Raw genomic sequence first — 19,347 nt, forward strand, 5'->3', positions numbered from 1 at the left:
CGGAATCACAATGAAGAAGATAGGACTCTTGTTGGCGGCCATCCTGCTCAGCCCGCTCGCCATGGCGCAAACCGCCCCCGCCGCCCCCAAGGCACAGGCGGCCCAGACCTGGTACGTGGCCCCCATCGCCATCGATGAAACCAGTGAAGCGCAAAAAGCGCTGACCAAGGACTTCATGGCCCAGATGATCAAGACCATCAAGATCAACGAGTACCAGACCGGCAAGGCGGTGGGCAAGACCAAATCGCCCAAGTGGCTGATCCGCACCAAGCTGATGCCCGCCAGCACCGAGCCGCTGGTCGGCAAGAAGCACCCGCAGGGCCTCACCTACGGCAAGGGCATCCCCACCCAGGAGATCGTCGGCGAACTCATCATGAACGGCACCCTGGTGGCCCATGTGGGTCAGGGCTGGCGTGAGCCCATAGTCCCGGGTACCCCGGTGGCCGACCGGATCACCATCGCCAACTACCAGTACGCCATCGGCAACGAAGCCAAGGCCGCGGATCTGGAAGAGCTGGCGGCGCAGATCGGCTTCGAGGTGGGCAAGGTGATCGCCCGCGATGGCAAGCCGCTGCCCGAGAAGAAAAAGAAAAAAGAGTAAACGCTGCACCTGTTACCAAGAAGGGGCCCTGCGCCCCTTTTTGCTGCCCGCCCGGCGGCCACAAGCTGTCATCCGGTCGTCACAATTGTGATCCATCCGGCACTTTTCAGACTCTCTGCTTACCGATAAAAGTCTTATCAGCTTGTGATTCAAACAGTTAAAAATCGCCCAGCACATGCAGCAAATCATTGGTCCCGAATTGGAGCCGGATCACATTTATCTCGCGGGGGACGCGGTAGTTTGGTCTTGCAGGCACAATCAAACGAAACCAAGGAGGCCGCATTACATGTTCCCAGAGTACAGAGAGCTCATCTCGCAACTGAAGAGCAGTGATGTCCATTTCCAAAAGAAGTTTGACTTGCACAACGACCTGGATGTGGAGATTAGAAAGTTGGAAAAGCATCACGCCAGCGACTACAGCTCCGAGGTGAAGGATCTGAAAAAACAGAAACTTAAACTGAAAGAGGAGATCTACGACATCCTCAAACAACATCCACAATAGACGCCTCGACGAATACCTGGATAAGCAACTTATCCTGCCAGCCCGGCCCGACGCCGGGCTTTTTGTTGCCCGCTTATCAGGAGGCGACCACCGCTTGCGCCCCCTGGCGTCGAAACTCGCTGGGGGTCTGGCCGGTATGACGGCGAAAGGCACTGTTGAAGGTGGACTTGCTGTTGAAACCGGCCCGGTAGCAGACATTGGCCACCGTCTCGTCACTCGCCTGCAGCAGCCGCTTGGCCTCCTCCACCCGATGGCGGTTGAGCCAGTCGTAGAAGTTGCCCCCTGAACAGGCGTTGATGGCACTGGACGCCTGATGAAGGCTCAGACCGCACTCCTCGGCCAGCTTGCCAAGGGAGAGCGCGGGATCCCGGTAGGCACCACGCCCGAGCTGGCGTTCCAGCTCCTCGAACAGGGGGCGCAGGCCGTCATCTCGCACCGGCTCAGAAGCGGCGTCAGTAGCTCGCTCGCGCACGCCCCCCTCCAGCGTGCCGCCCTGCTGGGGCAAGCGGGCATGGGCCAGCACCTGCAGCAGCAGATAGGCGGTGACGGGAGCCTGCAGATAAACGGTAGAGAGCGGCCAGCCGAGCCAGCTCAAGACGATGCGGCCGAGCAACAGCAAGGCCACCAGCAGTTGCAGCCCCTGCAACTGAGCCACCCAGGCCCGCAGCGCCGGCTTGCGGCTGACCACCCCAAGGCGCTGCTGCTGCCACCAGTAAGCCAGCCCCAGCAGGGCGATACAGGCCAGATAGCGATTGCCATAGAGGGTCACCCCGGGCCACAGCGCATCCCCCTGCTTGCCAAGCAGGATCCAGCGCACCTTGTCGGCCCCCGGCAACAACCAGTAGGGCAGCGCCAGAGCGGCAACCAGCAGCATGGGCAAGCCGTGCACCAGCCGGTCACGCCAGCCACCGAGTACCGCCTCCCCCTGCAGAGCCCTGATATAGCCATACAGACAAAACGGCAGCATCACCACCAGGGGATCCGCCAGCTTGAGCAGGTGGGGCCAATGGTGGAACCACTGTTGCTGGTGATAGAGATATTCCAGCGCCTGCAAGCCGCTCAGGCTGAGCAGGGCCAGCAGATAACCGGCAGCGGCATCCCGCCGCATGCGGCGCAGCCAGCCGAGCGTGGCCAGCAGCAACATGCCGGTCAGGCTCAGACTGAGCACGGCGGCCACTTCTTCCCACTGCATATGCGTCCTCCTGCAGGTGCGGCTCCATCGAGCCGTACCTGCTTATCCTTGTTTTTATTGTGTTTTCCAACTCTCGACCGGTTCCATCCAGCGGGGCGACAGCAAACCGGGGCTGTTCTTAAATACCGTCACCTGCGGCTGAAAAGCAACAGAACCATAACAAGTCAGGACCACAGAAGGAACCAAGATGAGAACGCCCTTCCCCCTTACCCTGCTCGGCTGCCTCGCACTGGCCGGCTGCCAGGAGAACAGCAGCGAGCCGGATCCGGCTCGCCACTACGACGTCACCCTCACCTATACGGAGCAGGGTGTTCCCCACATCAAGGCGAACGACTACGCCAGCCTGGGCTTTGGCGCCGGTTATGCCCATGCCGAAGAGAACCTCTGTACCCTGAGCGAGCAGATCATGAAGCTGCGGGGAGAAAAATCCCGCTGGCTGGGAGCGGGGGAGCAGCAGCGCAACCTGCTCTCCGACGTGGGCTATCGTTCGCTCGACCTGCCAGCCCAGGCTGCCGCCCTGTATGGCAGGCTGGCACCGGATGCCCGTCATCTCATCGAAGGGTACGTGGCGGGGTTCAACCACTCACTCAGCAGTCGGGCCGGCCCGGCGGACTACCCCTCTCCCTGTCGCGGGGCCGAGTGGGTCGAACCCATCACCCCGCCCCAGCTGCTGGCCTATCACCTGGATCTCGCCCAGCTGGCCAGCGGCCGCAGCTTTATCGGCGCCATGGCCAGTGCCCAGCCACCCGGCAGCGGCGCACGGGCGCGCACCGCCCTGCCTGTGCCCGAGCAGGATCCCGCCACATTGCTGACCTCAGAGGGGATCGGCAGCAACGGCTGGGCGCTGGGGGCGGATCGCAGCAGCAACGCCAACAGCCTGCTGCTCGGCAACCCCCACTTCCCCTGGGATGGCGAACTCAGATTCTATGAACAGCACCTGCAGATCCCGGGGGAGCTCAACGTGACCGGTGCCACCATGATGGGCTTTCCCGCCATCCTGATCGGCTTCAACGAGCAGCTGGGCTGGACCCACACCGTCTCCCAATCCAAGCGCTTCACCCTCTATCAGCTCACCCTGGACCCCGCCAATCCGCTGCGTTACCGCTACGGCGACCAGTGGCGGGAGATGAGCCAGAAAGCGATCACCGTACAGGTACGCCAGGCTGATGGCAGCCTGCAACCTTATGTCCAGACCGTCTATGCCAGCCACTTCGGCCCCATGGTCAACCTCGCCTCACTCTCGCCCAGCCTGGGCTGGACCAGCAGCAGCGCCATCAGCTTCCGCGATGCCAACGCCGGCAACTACAAGATGCTGGAACAGTGGCTCGCCATGGCCAAGGCCCAGAGCACCCCGGCCTTCTTCGATGCGCTGGCCGAGCATCAGGGGGTGCCCTGGGTCAATACACTGCTGATCGACAAGACGGGTCAGGCCAGCTATGTGGATGCCACCCAGGTACCCCGCCTCGGCACCAAGGCGGAAGCCTGGTGGCGAGCAGCTTCCCAGACGCCACAGCTGGCCCCCATCTGGCTGGATGGCGAGGGCAGCGTGCTGCTGCCGGGCAACGACCCCGATTTCGAGTGGGTCGACAGCGGCCAGACTCGCGTCCCCGGCCTTGTCCCCCTGAGCCAGGCCCCCCGCCAGACTCGCAGCGACTACGTCTACAACGCCAACAGCAGCCACTGGCTGACCAACCTGGCGGCCCCGCTGGAGGGTTACTCCATCCTCTACGGGCCGGAGCAGACGGTGCGCAGCCCGCGAACCCGCTACAACGCCCAGCTCATCAGCACCCCCGACACCATGGGACTGACCGGGAGCGATCGGCGTTTCACCCTGCAGTCGCTGCAACGGGTACTGACCCACAACGGCTCCCTGTTTGCCCGTGAGCTCAGAGAACCCCTGCTGGCCCGCTGTCAGGCACATCCGCTGATCCAGCTGACCAGCGGCCCGCTGGACCTGACGCCGAGCTGCAATGCACTCGCCAACTGGGATGGCGAATATCAGCTGGAGAGCCGCGGCGCCCACCTGATGCGCGAATGGTTGACGGCGTTTCGCACCAGCGGCCACAGAGACATCAAGGATGCCCTGTTCGCCATCCCCTTCGATCCGGCCCATGGCGCCACCACGCCGAGCGGGCTGGCCCCCTGGAGCGGCGCACCGGACCTGGATCCCGCCCTGCTGGCGCTGGCCCAGGCCCAGCAGCGGTTGCAGGCGGCCGGTATCGCGCCGGATGCCGAACTCGGCGCACTGCAATTCGTGCAAAAAGCGGCCGGGCTGACCCCCATAGCGCTGCCGGGAGGCAACTCATTCGAGGGCATGTTCAACATGGTGCAGACCAATCTGCCTTCGCGCAGCAGCTCGGATCTCGCCAACATAGTGACCGGCAAGGCCGTGGCAGGCACCACGCTGCGCAGCCTGGATGACGACGGTGACGGCCAGCCCGAGCTGCGGTATCGCGCCAACTACGGTTCCAGCTTCGTGCTGGCCCTGCAGTTTGATGCCGCCGGCCCCAAGGCGGAGCGCTTCCTGAGCTACGGCCAGTCCCATGACCCCGAGAGCCCGCACTTCACCGATCAGACCGAGCAGTTCGCCCGTCAGCAGTGGCAGCCCATGCGATTCACCGAGCAGGAGATAGCGGCCCACCAGGAGCGCACCCTGCACCTCAAGGTGCTGCGTACAACCAGCCCCTGAGCGAGCCCTGTCAATCCAGTCATAAAAAAAGCGGGCCAGTGGCCCGCTTCGTTTTATGCAGAGTTAACCCCATCCTCACACCGGCGGATGGAAATGGCTGGCCTCGCGGGTGGCCATCTCCTCGTAGGTGGCCCACTTCTGCCACGCCACTTGTTGCGCCACCTGCATCAGCCGCTCGGCCTCCTCCGGATGGCTCTGGGCCAATATCCGATAACGGGTCTCCTCCTGGCGGTATTCGGCAAGCGGAATGGAGGGGCGCAGGCTGTCGAGGCTGAAGGGGTTCTGCCCCGCGCTGCGCAGTACCGGGTTGTAGCGCATCAGCGGCCAGTGACCGGAGGCCACGGCCCGTTTTTGCTGGGTCAGGCCAAACTCCATATCGATACCGTGGGCGATGCAGTGGCTGTAGGCGATGATCAGCGACGGGCCAGGATAGGCCTCCGCCTCACGCAAGGCCTGCAGTGCCTGCTGCGGGTTGGCACCAAAGGCGATGCGGGCAACATAGACGTTGCCGTAGGAGATGGCCTGCAAGGCCACATCCTTCTTGGCCAGCGTCTTGCCCCCCGCCGCGAATTTGGCGACGGCACCGAGCGGGGTCGATTTCGACATCTGACCGCCGGTGTTGGAGTAGACCTCGGTATCCATCACCAGCACGTTCACATCGCGTCCGGAGGCGAGCACATGATCGAGCCCCGCCGAGCCAATGTCATAGGCCCAGCCATCGCCGCCGATGATCCAGACCGAGCGGCGCACCAGCTGATCGATAAGCGACAGCAGCTCGCGAGCCTTGCCGGATTTCACCTCTTCCAACCGCTCCCGCACTTGCGCCACCCGGGTGCGCTGGGCGCGGATCTCCGACTCTAGCCGCTGCGGGGCGCTGACAAGTGTCTCCACCAGCTCGACCCCGATCTCCCCCTTCATCGCCTGCAAGGCTGCCACCGCCTGACCGTGATGCTGATCGGCGGTGAGGCGAAAACCAAAGCCGAACTCGGCGTTGTCCTCGAACAGCGAGTTCGACCAGGCCGGCCCCTTTCCTTCGCCATTCTTGGCCCACGGCGTGGTCGGCAGGTTGCCGCCATAGATGGAGGAGCAGCCGGTGGCATTGGCCACCAGCATGCGATCGCCAAACAGCTGGGTCAGCAGCTTGAGATAGGGGGTCTCGCCACAGCCGGCGCAGGCACCGGAGAACTCGAACAGGGGCTCGAGGAACTGGGTGCCGCGCACCGTGGAGAAATCCACCCGCTCGCGGGCCGGCCACGGCAGGCTCTCGAACCAGCGCAACGCCTGTTTCTGGCCAGCCAGATGCGGAGCCTTGTCCATCATGGCGATGGCCCGCTCCCCTTCATGGCTCTCATCCGCCCCAGCCCGAACCGGACAGGCCTGCACGCACTGACCGCAGCCGGTGCAATCTTCCGGATAGAGCTGCAATGTGTAGCGGCTGTCGGGGAAGCCCTTGGCGGTGACGGGCACCGACTGCGCCGCCTCGGGGGCGCTCGCCAGCCAGTCCTGATGGTAGAACTTGGCCCGCAGCGCCGCGTGGGGGCAGACGAAGACGCAGTTGCCGCACTGGATGCAGATATCGGAGTGCCAGATGGGGATCTCGCGGGCGATATCCCGCTTCTCGAAGCGGCTGGTGGCGGTGGGGTAAGTACCGTCCACCGGCAGCATGGAGACCGGGATGCGATCGCCGCGCCCCGCCAGCATCTCGCCGGTGACCCGCTGGACAAACTCGCTGCCACCCGGTGCCAGCGGCAGCGGATAGTCGCTGAGCTGCTCCTCACCGGCCGGGATCGCCACCTGATGGAGATGGGCCAGGGTGTCGTCCACCGCCGCGAAGTTGCGCGCCACCACCTCGGGCCCCTTGCGGGCATAGCTCTTCTCGATGCTCTCCTTGATGAGCGCGATCGCCTCGTCCCGCGGCAAGATACCGGCCAGGGCGAAGAAGCAGGTCTGCATGATGGTGTTGATGCGATTGCCCATGCCGTTGCGCTCGGCCACCCGATCGCCGTCGATGCAATAGAGCTGGATATCGAGGGCGCGGATGCGGGCGCGCAGCCGCTCGGGCAGCTCGGCCCAGACCCGGTCAGGCTCATGGGGAGCATTGAGCAGCAGGGTCGCCCCCTCGGCGGCGAACTCCAGCAGATCCACAGATTCGACAAAGCCCCACTGGTGGCAACCGATAAAGCTCGCCTGCTCGACAAGCCAGGGGGCGTCGATGGGCTCGGGGCCGAAGCGCAGGTGGGAGACGGTGCGCGAGCCCGACTTCTTGGAGTCGTAGACGAAGTAGCCCTGGGCGTGGAAGCCCTCCAGCTCACCGATGATCTTGATGCTGTTCTTGTTGGCACCGACCGTGCCATCGGCGCCGAGGCCGAAGAAGAGCGCCCGCACCCGACTGGCGGGCTCCAGATCGCCGATGGGGTGCCAGGCCAGACTGAGGCCCGACACGTCATCCACAATCCCCACGGTAAAGCGGGGGCGCGGCGCATCACAGGCCAGCTCCTCGAACACAGCCGCGCACATGGCGGGGGTGAACTCCTTGGAAGAGAGGCCGTAGCGGCCACCACTGAGCCAGGGCAGCCGCTTGATAAGACCGCGCTGCAAGCCGTCGATGAGGGCGCTCTGCACATCCAGCAGCAGCGGCTCGCCACCGGCGCCCGGTTCCTTGGTGCGATCCAGCACCGCCATGCGTCGCACGCTCTCGGGCAGCGCATCGAGCAGCGCCTGCACCGGGAAGGGGCGATAGAGGCGAATGACCAGCACCCCGGTCTTGCGATCCTGCCGGTTGAGCCAATCCACAGTCGTGCGGGCGGTGGCCGCCCCCGACCCCATCAACACGATGACGTCGGTGGCATCGGGGGCGCCGTGATACTCCACCAGCCGGTAGTGACGGCCGGTCAACTCGCCGAGGCTCTCCATGCACTGCTGCACCCGTGCCGGCACCGCCTCGTAGAAGGGGTTGACGCTCTCGCGGGACTGGAAATAGGTATCCGGGTTCTGGGCGGTGCCGCGCATCACCGGATGATCCGGGTTGAGCGCCCGCGCGCGGTGGGCGCGTACCCAGTCGTTGTCGATAAGGGCGCGGATCTCATCTTTGTGCAGCGCGACTATCTTGTTCACCTCGTGGGAGGTGCGGAACCCGTCGAAGAAGTGAATAAAGGGCACCCGGCACTGCAGGGTGACGCTATGGGCGACCAAGGCCAAGTCCTGCGCCTCCTGCACCGAGCCGGAGGCGAGCATGGCAAAGCCGGTGCTGCGCGCCGCCATCACGTCCTGATGGTCGCCAAAAATCGACAACCCCTGCGCCGCCAAGGATCGGGCCGCCACATGGAACACCGCCGAGGTCAATTCACCGGCGATCTTGTACATGTTGGGCAGCATCAGCATCAGCCCCTGACTGGCAGTGAAGGTGGTGGCCAGTGCCCCCGCCTGCAGGGCGCCGTGTACCGTACCGGCCGCTCCCCCTTCGCTCTGCATCTCCACCACCGTGGGGATGTTGCCCCACAGGTTGGTCTGCCCCTCCGCGGCCCAGGCGTCGGCCAGTTCGGCCATGGTCGAGCTCGGGGTGATGGGGTAGATGGCACACACTTCGCTCAGCTGATATGCCACCCGGGCCGCGGCTTCGTTGCCGTCGACCATGATCAATTCATGTTTCATTGGGACACCTCCGGTTGGCGCAGCTCGATGGCGTGGCAGGGACACTGGTCATGGCAGGCACCGCAGCCGGTGCAGAGTTCGGCATCCACCTGATACCCCAGACCCGGCCCCAGCTTGGCGATGGCCTGCTCGGGGCAACTGCCATAGCAGCCGTCGCACTCGAAGCAGTTGCCGCAGGAGTAGCAGCGCGCCGCCTCGTAGCGGGCCGCCGTCTCGTCCAGTCCGCCGATGACCTCGCCAAAGTCGTCCCGCGCCGAGGGCGGTTTGACCGGCTGGCTGCTGGCGGGGGCATGGGTCTGGAACCAGAGCTGCAACTGCTCGGGCCCCACCAGAGGGTAGGAGAGCGGCTTGTGGTAGAGGCGACCGCGCAGCCAGGCATCCATATGGCGCGCCGCCTTCTTGCCGTGGCCGGTGGCGATGGTGACGGTGCGCTCGGAGGGCACCATGTCACCGCCGGCAAACAGACCCGGCACATCCGTCATCAGGTTCTCGCCAACCTGCACCACCCCCTCCTTGTTGACCCGCACTCCAGGGATGCTCTCCAGCACGCTCAAGTCCACCTCCTGACCCAGCGCCAGAATGAGGGAGTCCGCTTCGAGGGTTTCAAACTGGCCGGTGGGCACCGGCTTGCCCTCGGCATCCAGCGCCATCACCTCCACTTCGATACTGGTGCTGTCGAGCTGGCGGATGGTGCGCAGCCAGTTGATCTTGATCCCCTCCTCCTCGGCCTCGTCGGCCTCGAAGGCGTGGGCCGGCATATGGTCCCGGTCGCGGCGGTAGATGATCATCGCCTCCTCGACCCCGAGGCGGCGGGCGGTACGGGCCGCGTCCATGGCGGTGTTGCCGCCGCCGTAGATGGCTACTCGTCGTCCCAGTTTGGGTGGCGGCAAGCCCTGTTCCTCCGCCAAGCTCGCCTGCTCGAGAAAGCTCACCGCATCGAGGATCTTGCCCGCCTCGCGGGCCGGAATGTCGACCCGCTTGGCCAGATGGGCGCCGATGGCCATGAAGACGGCGTCAAAGCCCCCCTCATCGCGCGCCTTGAGCACGTCTTCCACCTTGTGGTTGAGGGTCAGCGTCACCCCGGCGGCGACGATGCGGGCCACCTCCCTGTCCAGCATGTCACGGGGCAGGCGGTAGGCGGGAATGCCAAAGCGCAGCATGCCGCCGGCGAGCGGGCCCGCCTCGCGGATCTCCACCTGATGGCCGAGCCGGTTGAGGTGCCAGGCGCAGGAGAGGCCGGAGGGGCCGGCACCGATCACCAGCACCTTCTTGCCGCTGGCGGGCGCGGGCGGCGCAGGCTGCCAGCCACGGGCCAGCGCCTCGTCGCCGAGGAAGCGTTCGATGGCATGAATGGAGACGGCATCATCCACCTGGGCACGGTTGCAGGCCGTTTCGCAGGGGTGATAACAGACCCGCCCGTGGACCGCAGGCAGGGGATTTTCTTCGATCAGTCGTTGCCAGGCCGCCTCAAAGCGGCCCGCTTCGGCCAGGGCAAGCCAGGCCTGGATGTTCTCGCCAGCCGGGCAGGCATGGTTGCAAGGTGGCAGGGCCGGCCGCCAAACGGGTAGCCGAGTACGGACCGGGCCTGTTCCCGTTTTCTGGGAGAGATCCGGCAGTGGGGTCATATCCAGTTGTTTGCTCATACATTGCTTTCTTCTTTTTGTGTGACAGGCCCCATCCGAATGCGCTTGATACCGTTTTGCCTGGGCAGACGGTGGCCGGAGGGGGAAGAAGCGAAAGCGTTAGAAACTGGAAGCTGACTCGATAATGGACTGATTTGTGTACCGAATGACGGATCAGGATCAAAAAATGTTGCACTTTATGAGGTATGGAGTGCACAACGTGACCCGTGTAACATCTTGCCCGTCTGCAGGAGTCACTGCTCGGGCTCGCGCCCCGCAAGCAACACCACGCCGTTCTCCGGCCCCGTGAGCCGGGCGCATCAGGCCGCCCCCCTGCAACGATTGCTGCACGGAACAGCTCCCGTTATCTTGTCTCCTGCACTGGAACCACCACAGCACAAGGACCCGGCCATGCCCAAGCTCGCCAGCATTCATCTCTACCCCATCAAGTCGACGGCAGGCATGCCACTGACCCGCGCCCTGGTCACCGAAGAGGGGCTGCAGGGGGATCGCCGCTACATGGTGGTCAAGCCGGACGGCAGCTTCATCACCGCCCGCACCCATCCCCAGTTGCAGCAGGTAGTCGCCACCCCCCTCGAGGGCGGTCTGCAGCTGCGCTATCCGGGCCTTGAGCCCCTCATCCTGCAAGAGCGGGAGTTTTCCCGCACGCCCCGAGCCACCGGAGTCTGGAGCGACAGCTTCAGCGCCCTGCAGACCCAGCCCCAGGCCGATCAGTGGCTGAGCCAGGTGGCGGGGGAGCCGGTTCAGCTGCTCTGGCTCGGTGAAGAGTCCGCCCGCTTTCGGGAGAAGACCGGCACCCGGGTCAGCTTTGCCGATGGCTATCCGCTGCTGCTGATAAGCCAGGCTTCTTTGGAGGATCTCAACCTGAGATCCGACGCGCTGCACCAGATGAGCCAGTTTCGTACCAACCTGGTGGCGAGCGGCACCCTCCCCTTCGAGGAGGACGGCTGGAAACGGATCCGCATCGGCGAGGTGGAGTTTCGGATCGCCAAGCCCTGCAGCCGCTGCATCATGACCACGGTGGAGCCTGGCACGGATCGCTTCAATGCCCTCAAGGAGCCGCTGGCTACCCTCACCCGCTACCGGCGCGGTGAGGATGGCGAGGTCTACTTCGGCCAGAACCTGGTGGCCCTCAACGAGGGCTGGATTGAGGCGGGCAGCGAGATCGAGGTGCTGGAACGCACCCGCGCCCCCGTCTACCCCAACGCGGCCCCGAAAAAACGGGAGCTGGTGTGCGTGGCCCGCGAGCCACTGGCGCGGGATCTGGAGACCTTCTGGTTCGAGGCGGCCGATGGCGAGCCCCTGCCCGACTATCTGCCGGGCCAGCATCTGCCCATCAGTCTGGACATTGGCCTGGGTCTGCGGCGCGAGCGTCTGCAGCGCCGCTATACCCTGAGCTCCACCCCGGAGCGGCCCGAGCGTTACAGCATCAGCGTCAAGAAGGTGGGGGGCGGTCGCATCTCCCACTGGCTGCACCAGCAGTTGCAACCCGGTGACCGTCTGCTGGCCGCAGCGCCGGCCGGCGAGTTTCACTTAGGCACCGGGCGCTCCCTGCTGCTGCTCTCGGCAGGCTCCGGGGTCACTCCCATGCTCTCCATTGCCCGCACTCTGGCCTTGCGCGGGGAGCTCGGCGACGTGCACTTCATGCACCTGTGCCGCAGCGAGGCGGACATTCCCGCCGCCAGCGAACTGCACGCCCTGGCGCAGCAGGGGATGACCCTCACCCTGATCCTGAGCCAACCCGAGGCGCACTGGCAGGGGCTCAAGGGGCGACTCGGCGATGAGCACCTCAAGCAGGTCAAGCAGCTTGCCAAACGGGAGGTGTTTATCTGCGGCCCCCACGGCTTTATGGCCGATGCGGCCGCCAGACTGACCGACCTTGGCGTGCCCGCCGCACGGATCCGCCAGGAGAGCTTTGGCGGCGCCATCCTCTCGGTGGCGCGCCCCCACCAGGCGGTGCAACTGCGCATCGGCAAGCAGAGTTTTGCCGGCAACAATCAGGGTACCGTGCTGGATCAGGCCCACAAGCAAGGGGTGGATCTGCCCTGGAGCTGCCGCGCCGGCATCTGCGGCAGCTGCATGCAGACCCTGCTCGCGGGCGAGGTGGATCACCCCGATGCCCCGGCCATCACCGCCGCCGAACGGGCCGAGGGCAAGATCCTCACCTGCTGCGCCGTGCCGCTCACCGACCTTGTCATCAAATAAGGTGATCGAGCAGCGATAACCCCACCGGCCGGGTGCCCGCTCCCGGCCGTTTTCTCCCTGTTTTGGTACGTTTTCCCTCGCCTCCACCTTTTCGCCAAACCCCCGCAACCTTGCCGGGCCCCGCTCCTATACTCACAGCAACAACAACAAAACCCCTCCGACGTAGCGGCTTTTGCCGTCTGACCAAGGGGGTTATCCGGTGAGAATAAGGACGCTCAAACCATGGAACAGAACAGACCCGCCTTTCAGCTCAATCTGCTGCTCTCCGTCATCACCCTGATCCTGCTGTCGCTGGTGTTTTTCGCCTACAGCTGGTCGGGAAAACAGATGGAACAGAGCTATCAGCAACGCTACCAATCCTATCTGCTGGCCGATGAACTGCGGCAATCCTCCGACGATCTGACCCGCCTCGGCCGCACCTACGTGATCACCAAGGATCCCGCCTACGAGCAGCAGTACATGCGGATCCTGGCCATTCGCAACGGGGAACAGAACCGGCCACAGGGCTACAACCGCATCTATTGGGACTTCGTCGCCGCCAACGGCCAGAATCCGCGGCCCGACAGCCAGGTTCGTCGTGGCCTCATCGACCTGATGAAGGACACCGGCTTTACCGAAGAGGAGCTGGCCAAGCTCAACGAGGCCAAGAACAACTCGGATGCCCTGGTCAACACCGAGGTGGCCGCCTTCAAGCTGGTGCAGCAGACAGACGGCGATCTGGCCGCCAACCAGCAAAAGGCCATCGCCATGATGCATGACAAGGCCTATCACCAGAACAAGGGGCGCATCATGTCCCCCATCGACGACTTCTACATCCTGATGGAACACCGCACCCAGCAGGCGGTGGACGATGCCGCCAGCCAGTCCGCCATGCTGCGCTACCTGTTCATCGCGCTGGGTCTGGTGTTGATGTTCTTCCTCTGGCGCACCTACAAGGCGCTGCTCGACCTGGTCGGCACCTCGGTCGACCAGCTCAGAAGCGATCTCAACCACCTGGCAGAGGGGGACTTCTCCCAACCCATCAAGGTGCCGGCCGGTGCCAAGGAGAGCCTGATCGGCCTGCTCGCCACCATGCAGGGCACCCTCAAGGGGATCATCGCCCAGGTCTCCCACTCCAGCGAAGAGCTCTCCGGCTCGGCCGACAGCATCGCCCAGATAGCGGAGCAGACCGCCCAGTTCGCCACCTCCCAGCAGACCAGCACCCAGACCATGGCAGCCGCCATCGAGGAGCTGGTGGTGAGCATCAGCCACCTCTCTGACAACGCCACCCACGCCGACGAGCTGAGCAAGGTCTCCGCCAACACCCTGGCGGAAGGCTCCGGGGTCATCAAGCAGACCCTCGACAGCATCCAGAGCATCTCGGACACCGTCTCCAACGCCGCCAGCAGCATCGCGGATCTCAACAGCCACACCCAGCAGATCTCGGAGATCATCGAGGTGATCCGCGGCATCGCCGATCAGACCAACCTGCTGGCGCTCAACGCTGCCATCGAGGCGGCCCGGGCCGGTGAGCAGGGGCGCGGCTTCGCGGTGGTGGCCGACGAGGTGCGCAACCTCGCCAGCCGCTCGGCCGCCTCCACCCAGCAGATCACCGGTATGATCGGCAAGATCCAGAGCGGGGCGGATGCCTCCATCCGCAGCATGGAGAACACGGTCAACAACGTCTCCCGCGGGGTGAGCCTGGCCAGCCAGACCGGCGAGGCCATCGCCAGCATCCAGAACCACGCATCCAACCTGACCGGCCTGATGGGGGAGATCAGCCACACCCTGCGCGAGCAGTCCACCGCCGCCAACGAGGTGGTCTCCACCGTCGGCAACATCACCTCCCTCTCCGAGCAGTCGGGGGACGCTGCCCGCCACGTCTCGCAGGAGGCCGCCAAGCTCAAGCAGCTGTCACGGCTGCTGCGCCAGGAGATGGCCCACTTCAAGCTGTAGCTGCACGCACAAAGCAAAACGGCTGCCCGAGGGCAGCCGTTTTCATTGGTACGGTACGCTTAACCGCGCAGGGCGGCGATGCGCTGCTCGATGGGCGGGTGGCTCATGAACAGCTCGCTCATGGAGCGCTTGCCGTTGATGCCAAACGCCATCATGGAGCCTTCCAGCTGCGGCTCTGCACCGCGGGAGAGGCGCTGAAGGGCTGCGATCATCTTGTCGCGACCGGCCAGCTTGGCGGCACCGGCGTCGGCGCGGAATTCACGCTGACGGCTGAACCACATGACGATGATGGAGGCCAGCACGCCGAACAGCATCTCCAGCACGAACACGGTGATCATGTAGGCAAAACCACCGGTGCTGCTGCTCTCTTCGTCGTTGTTGGAGCTGAAGAAGTTGCTGATGACGCCAGCCACGATGCGGGCGAAGAACATCACGAAGGTGTTCACCACCCCCTGGATCAGGGTCAGGGTCACCATGTCGCCGTTGGCCACGTGGCTCACCTCGTGGGCCAGCACGGCTTCCGCCTCGTCACGGCTCATGCTGTAGAGCAGACCGGACGACACGGCCACCAGCGAGTCGTCACGGCGGGCGCCGGTGGCGAAGGCGTTCATCTCGGGGGAGTCGTAGATCCCCACTTCCGGCATCTTGATGCCCGCTTCACGGGCCTGACGGGCCACGGTACTGACCAGCCAGTGCTCGGTCTCGTTACGGGGTTGCTCGATGACCTGGACGCCATAGCTGCGCTTGGCCATCCACTTGGACATCAGCAAGGAGATAAAGGAACCCCCAAAACCGAACACGGCGCAGAACACCAACAGACCGGAAATGCTGGACTTGTTGATCCCCAGAACCGAGAACAGGATATTGAGTACCACCCCCAGCACCAGCATGACGGCCAGGTTGGTCACCAGGAATAGCATAATTCGCTTCATATTGACTCCTTGTGAGATATGGACGCGTGGCCCGTCACCAGTTCGCTGCCGGTCGGGCCACACCTGTCACGCATAATAGACAGTTTCTATGAATGTTCGCTGAATGTCGGATTCAGAGCAGGGGCGAAATGTCGAGTCGCCCGCGCAGATCAGCCTCGAGCGGATTGTTTACAAAGGGTATTTCACCCAAAAACGGAGCCGGCAGCAAGCCCCGCAGGGTGTCCAGATTCTCCTGATAGTGGCTCATGGAGCCGTGCAGCCGGTTGATGACCCAGCCCGCCACCGGCAGGTTGTTGTTACGAACGGCGGCGAAAGTGAGCAGGGCATGGTTGAGACAGCCCAGTTTGGCCCCCACCACCATGATGACTGGCATGTTCTCCTGCTTGACCCAGTCCGACAGCAGGTGCTTGCGATCGAGCGGCAGGAACCAGCCCCCCGCCCCCTCCACCACCACCAGCTCGGCCCCCGCCTGTTCAATCTGACGCAGCCCGTCCGACAACCCCTTCAGGGTAATGGCATCGCGCGCTTCGCTGGCGGCGATATGGGGCGCGATGGGCGGCTCGTAGGCGTAGGGGTTGACCAGATCGTAGGGCAGCGACAGGCTCGCCGCCTCCTGCAGCAGCACGGCATCAAGATTGCGCAGCCCGTCCGGGGTGCGGGCACAGCCGGCGGAGATGGGTTTGTAGCCGGCGCAACGCAGACCGTGCGCGGCGAACTCCAGCAACAGGGTACGGGCGACCAGCGTCTTGCCCACATCGGTATCGGTGCCGGTGACGAAGAAGGATTTGACCATGATGACTCCTCAATACGGGGCCGCTGCCCGGGCTCGCAATGGCGGGCAGCGGCTTCTCAATTCTCTCGGCCCATGAGACCGGTTAGCGGCGGATCAGCTGGCCGAGGCACACCTGATAGCTGGCGGCCAGCAGGCCGTCCGGTTGGCGATGGGCTTCATAGGCCTGGCTCAGACGCTGCAGACGCTGGCGGCTGCCAAGGCCGGTATGACGCTCGTCATTGACCTGGCTGGCGCCGATCCCCTTGAGATCGCGCAGCAAACCGTTGAGCTCGGGGTAGCCGAGCGACCAGGTCAGGCTCTCCAGCGCAGGAGCAACAAAACCGCCGGCGGCGATGGCATGCTGCAATTGTGGCAGGCTGAGGAAGCGATTGACATGATCACACTCGTCAACCGTGCGCCAGGCCTCACGCAATTGCCAAAGCGACTCGGCCAGCAGGGTGGAGAACAGCAGCCGGCCGCCGGGTTTGAGCACCCGGTGCAGCTCGGCAAAGGCCTGGGCCGGCCGTTCGCACCACTGCAGCGCCAGGCTGGAGAAGACCCAATCAAACGTCTCGTCGGCAAAGGGGAGCTGCTCGGCATCGCCGCACAGCAGGCGGGCGCCGCTGCCGCGAAGGGCCGCCTGCGCCAGCATGCCGGGGGCCAGATCCAGCCCGGTCAGCTCGCTGCAGCGCTCGGCCAACGCCGGCAGAAAGAAGCCGGTGCCGCAGCCCAAATCGAGCCCGCAGCCCCGACGCTCCTCACGTACACCAGCCGCGCTCATCAGCTCGAGCAGCGCCAGCCCCACCTCCTGCTGAAAACGGGCATGGGCGTCGTAGTGACGGGCCGCCGCCCCGAAACGGCGGGCGAGCTGCGCCTTGTCCACCGTTTGAAAACGCTCAGCCATGGCAAGCCTCCCCAACCGTTGCCGCTGCAGGGCAAACCCCCAAGGCATCAAGCAGGCGATCCACATCCAGCTCGCGGTGGGCTGCACTCAAAGTAATGCGCAGCCGGGCCGTACCGACCGGCACCGTGGGCGGGCGGATGGCGCTCACCCAGACGCCGCGATCCCGCAGTTGCTCGGCCAGCTGCAGGGTGGCTCTGCTCTCCCCCACCAGCAGCGGCTGGATCGGGGTATCGCTCGCGCCAAGCTGCCAACCCAGCGCCTGCCCCCCTTGCCGGAAGCGGGCGATCAGCTGACCAAGATGGGCGCGGGCCTCATCGGCGGCACGCACCAGCTCGATGCTTTTGCTGACTGCGCAAGCCTGCGCCGCCGGCATATGGGTGCTGTAGACATAGTGGCGGGCGAAGTTGACCAGATACTCCACCAGCTCGCGGCTGCCGCCGACAAAGGCACCGGCGACGCCAAGCGCCTTGCCAAAAGTGCCCATCTGGATGTGTACGCTGGCCGGGTTAACCCCCTGCGCCGCCAGGGTGCCGCGCCCCTCGGGCCCCAGCACGCCGAGACCATGGGCATCGTCGATCATCAGCCAGTTGCCGCTCTGGGCGGCCAGGGCGGCGAGCTCGCGCCAGGGGCCCTGATCCCCGTCCATGCTGAACACCCCTTCCGAAACGATCAGTCCGCGATTTGGCTCAAGCTGCCGTTCAAGGGCCGCCATATCGTTGTGGGCAAAGCGCTTCATCTTGCAGGGGAGCTGGCTGCCCATCTCCTGCAGGGAGGCGTGGTTGAGTTTGTCCTGCCACAGCAGGTGCTCCTTGCCAAGCAGCGCTTTGAGCACCGCCTGATTGGCCGAAAAACCGCAGTTGAAAAGCAGTACCGCCTCCACCCCGAGCCATTCGGCCAGGGTTTCCTCCAGCTGTTGGTGGGCACGGCTGTAACCGGTCACCAGCGGCGAGGCGCCGGCGCCCGCGCCATAGCGCTCAACCCCCGCTTTGAAGGCAGCCTTGATGGCTGGGTGATCCGCCAGCCCCAGATAGTCGTTGGCAGAAAAGTTGAGGTAGTCGCGCCCCGCCACCCTGAGCCGTCCGCCACTCGCCCCGTCGGTCACGACGCGGCTGCGTAGCAGGCCGGCCTGCTCGCGCTCGACCAGCGCCGCGCCCAACCCAAAGGGGCCCGTTACTGCAGGGCCGTTCATGACTGCGCGGCCCCGGCTCGGGGGCGGGTGGCGTCATAAAAGAGATCGCTTGGTTCGCTCTGGCGGCTCATCTCGGCCAGCAACTCCTCTTCTTGTACCTGATCCGGCTTCTGGGCCCGCTGGGCGGGACGAATGCCGAGCCGCTTGAACAGCTGCATATCGCTGTTTTCGTCCGGGTTGGGGGTGGTCAGCAGCTTGCAGCCATAGAAGATGGAGTTGGCGCCCGCCATAAAGCACATGGCCTGCATCTGCTCGTTCATCTTCTCCCGCCCGGCGGAGAGGCGCACATGGGAGGCCGGCATCATGATCCGCGCCACGGCGATGGTGCGGATAAATTCGAACGGATCGAGGTTCTCCTGATCCTCCAGCGGCGTCCCCTTTACCTTGACCAGCATGTTGATGGGCACACTCTCCGGGTGGCGCGGCAGGTTGGCGAGCGCCATCAGCAGACCCGCCCGATCTTTTGCCTGCTCACCCATGCCGACGATGCCGCCGGAGCAGACCTTCATACCGGCACTGCGCACATGTTCCAGCGTATCGAGCCGATCCTGATAGGTACGGGTGGAGATGATCTCGCCGTAAAACTCCGGCGAGGTGTCGAGGTTGTGGTTGTAGTAATCGAGCCCTGCGGCCCCCAGACGCGCCGCCTGATCGGCGGTGAGCATCCCGAGCGTCATGCAGGTCTCCATGCCGAGCCCGCGCACCTCCTCGATCATCCGGATGATGTAGGGCATGTCCTTCTCTTTGGGGTTGCGCCAGGCGGCCCCCATGCAGAACCGGGACGAGCCGTTGGCCTTGGCTTCGCGGGCCCGCTCCAGCACCTTCTCCACCTCCATCAGCCGTTCGGCCTCAAGGCCGGTGTGATAACGGGCGCTCTGGGGGCAGTATTTGCAATCTTCCGGGCAGGCACCGGTCTTGATGGAGAGCAGGGTGCTCACCTGCACTTCGTTCGGGTCAAAGTGGGCGCGGTGGACGCTCTGGGCCTGAAACAGCAGATCGTTGAATGGCAGGGCAAACAGGGCCTGAACCTCGGCGAGCGTCCAGTCATGACGAAGGGCGTGACCGCCCGTGGTGAGAGCATTCATACATGGCTTCCAATTGTTATAAGTGGGATCCTGCGCCGCCAGCTTGC

General features: G+C 64.6%; 13 protein-coding genes. 5 read left to right on the forward strand and 8 right to left on the reverse strand.

What is annotated here, in order from left to right:
- Positions 1-10 precede the first annotated feature (10 nt).
- On the forward strand, positions 11-601 hold the full coding sequence (locus QLG02_RS07220) for a hypothetical protein (protein WP_282464847.1): 591 nt from the start codon (positions 11-13) through the stop codon (positions 599-601).
- A gap of 286 nt (positions 602-887) precedes the next feature.
- Entirely contained in the window at positions 888-1,103 is a 216-nt protein-coding gene (locus QLG02_RS07225; RefSeq protein WP_011705396.1) for a DUF465 domain-containing protein, read from the forward strand.
- Between the two features lie 76 nt (positions 1,104-1,179).
- Here QLG02_RS07225 and QLG02_RS07230 read toward each other — a convergent pair whose 3' ends face one another.
- The gene (locus tag QLG02_RS07230) at positions 1,180-2,295 is read right to left on the reverse strand and encodes an AraC family transcriptional regulator (protein WP_282464848.1); all 1,116 of its coding nucleotides are present in this window, start codon (positions 2,293-2,295) and stop codon (positions 1,180-1,182) included.
- A gap of 187 nt (positions 2,296-2,482) precedes the next feature.
- Between QLG02_RS07230 and QLG02_RS07235 the strand changes: the two genes are divergently transcribed.
- Positions 2,483-4,984 carry a penicillin acylase family protein gene (locus tag QLG02_RS07235; protein WP_282464849.1) on the forward strand — a complete coding sequence of 834 codons (2,502 nt, stop codon included), beginning with the start codon at positions 2,483-2,485 and terminating at the stop codon, positions 4,982-4,984.
- Positions 4,985-5,059: 75 nt separating this feature from the next.
- Here QLG02_RS07235 and nifJ read toward each other — a convergent pair whose 3' ends face one another.
- Positions 5,060-8,635, reverse strand: coding sequence for a pyruvate:ferredoxin (flavodoxin) oxidoreductase (nifJ, locus tag QLG02_RS07240; protein WP_282464850.1), 3,576 nt, complete (start codon positions 8,633-8,635; stop codon positions 5,060-5,062).
- A complete protein-coding gene (locus tag QLG02_RS07245) occupies positions 8,632-10,278 on the reverse strand; it encodes an NAD(P)-binding protein (RefSeq protein WP_282464851.1) in 1,647 nt (548 codons plus the stop codon). The genes nifJ and QLG02_RS07245 overlap by 4 nt, the downstream gene beginning before the upstream one ends.
- A 390-nt stretch (positions 10,279-10,668) precedes the next feature.
- Here QLG02_RS07245 and QLG02_RS07250 point away from each other — a divergent pair, with 390 nt between their 5' ends.
- Entirely contained in the window at positions 10,669-12,483 is a 1,815-nt protein-coding gene (locus QLG02_RS07250; protein ID WP_282464852.1) for a hybrid-cluster NAD(P)-dependent oxidoreductase, read from the forward strand.
- A 222-nt stretch (positions 12,484-12,705) separates the two neighbouring features.
- Positions 12,706-14,418, forward strand: a complete 1,713-nt coding sequence (locus QLG02_RS07255; protein ID WP_282464853.1) for a methyl-accepting chemotaxis protein — start codon at positions 12,706-12,708, stop codon at positions 14,416-14,418.
- Positions 14,419-14,477: 59 nt separating this feature from the next.
- Here the strand turns inward: QLG02_RS07255 and htpX are convergent, their stop codons facing one another.
- The 5 genes from htpX to bioB all read right to left on the reverse strand — a co-directional run bounded on the left by htpX (position 14,478) and on the right by bioB (position 19,300).
- Positions 14,478-15,350 carry a protease HtpX gene (gene htpX / locus QLG02_RS07260; RefSeq protein ID WP_011705391.1) on the reverse strand — a complete coding sequence of 291 codons (873 nt, stop codon included), beginning with the start codon at positions 15,348-15,350 and terminating at the stop codon, positions 14,478-14,480.
- 112 nt (positions 15,351-15,462) lie between these two features.
- Positions 15,463-16,143: a dethiobiotin synthase gene (gene bioD / locus QLG02_RS07265; RefSeq protein WP_282464854.1), complete on the reverse strand. Its 681-nt coding sequence runs from the start codon at positions 16,141-16,143 to the stop codon at positions 15,463-15,465.
- Between the two features lie 82 nt (positions 16,144-16,225).
- Entirely contained in the window at positions 16,226-17,026 is an 801-nt protein-coding gene (gene bioC / locus QLG02_RS07270; protein ID WP_282464855.1) for a malonyl-ACP O-methyltransferase BioC, read from the reverse strand.
- Positions 17,019-18,215 carry an 8-amino-7-oxononanoate synthase gene (gene bioF / locus QLG02_RS07275; RefSeq protein WP_282464856.1) on the reverse strand — a complete coding sequence of 399 codons (1,197 nt, stop codon included), beginning with the start codon at positions 18,213-18,215 and terminating at the stop codon, positions 17,019-17,021. The genes bioC and bioF overlap by 8 nt, the downstream gene beginning before the upstream one ends.
- A complete protein-coding gene (bioB, locus tag QLG02_RS07280) occupies positions 18,212-19,300 on the reverse strand; it encodes a biotin synthase BioB (RefSeq protein WP_282464857.1) in 1,089 nt (362 codons plus the stop codon). The genes bioF and bioB overlap by 4 nt, the downstream gene beginning before the upstream one ends.
- Positions 19,301-19,347: the final 47 nt, after the last annotated feature.

This window comes from Aeromonas sp. V90_14, assembly GCF_029967615.1.
Lineage (GTDB): Bacteria > Pseudomonadota > Gammaproteobacteria > Enterobacterales > Aeromonadaceae > Aeromonas > Aeromonas hydrophila.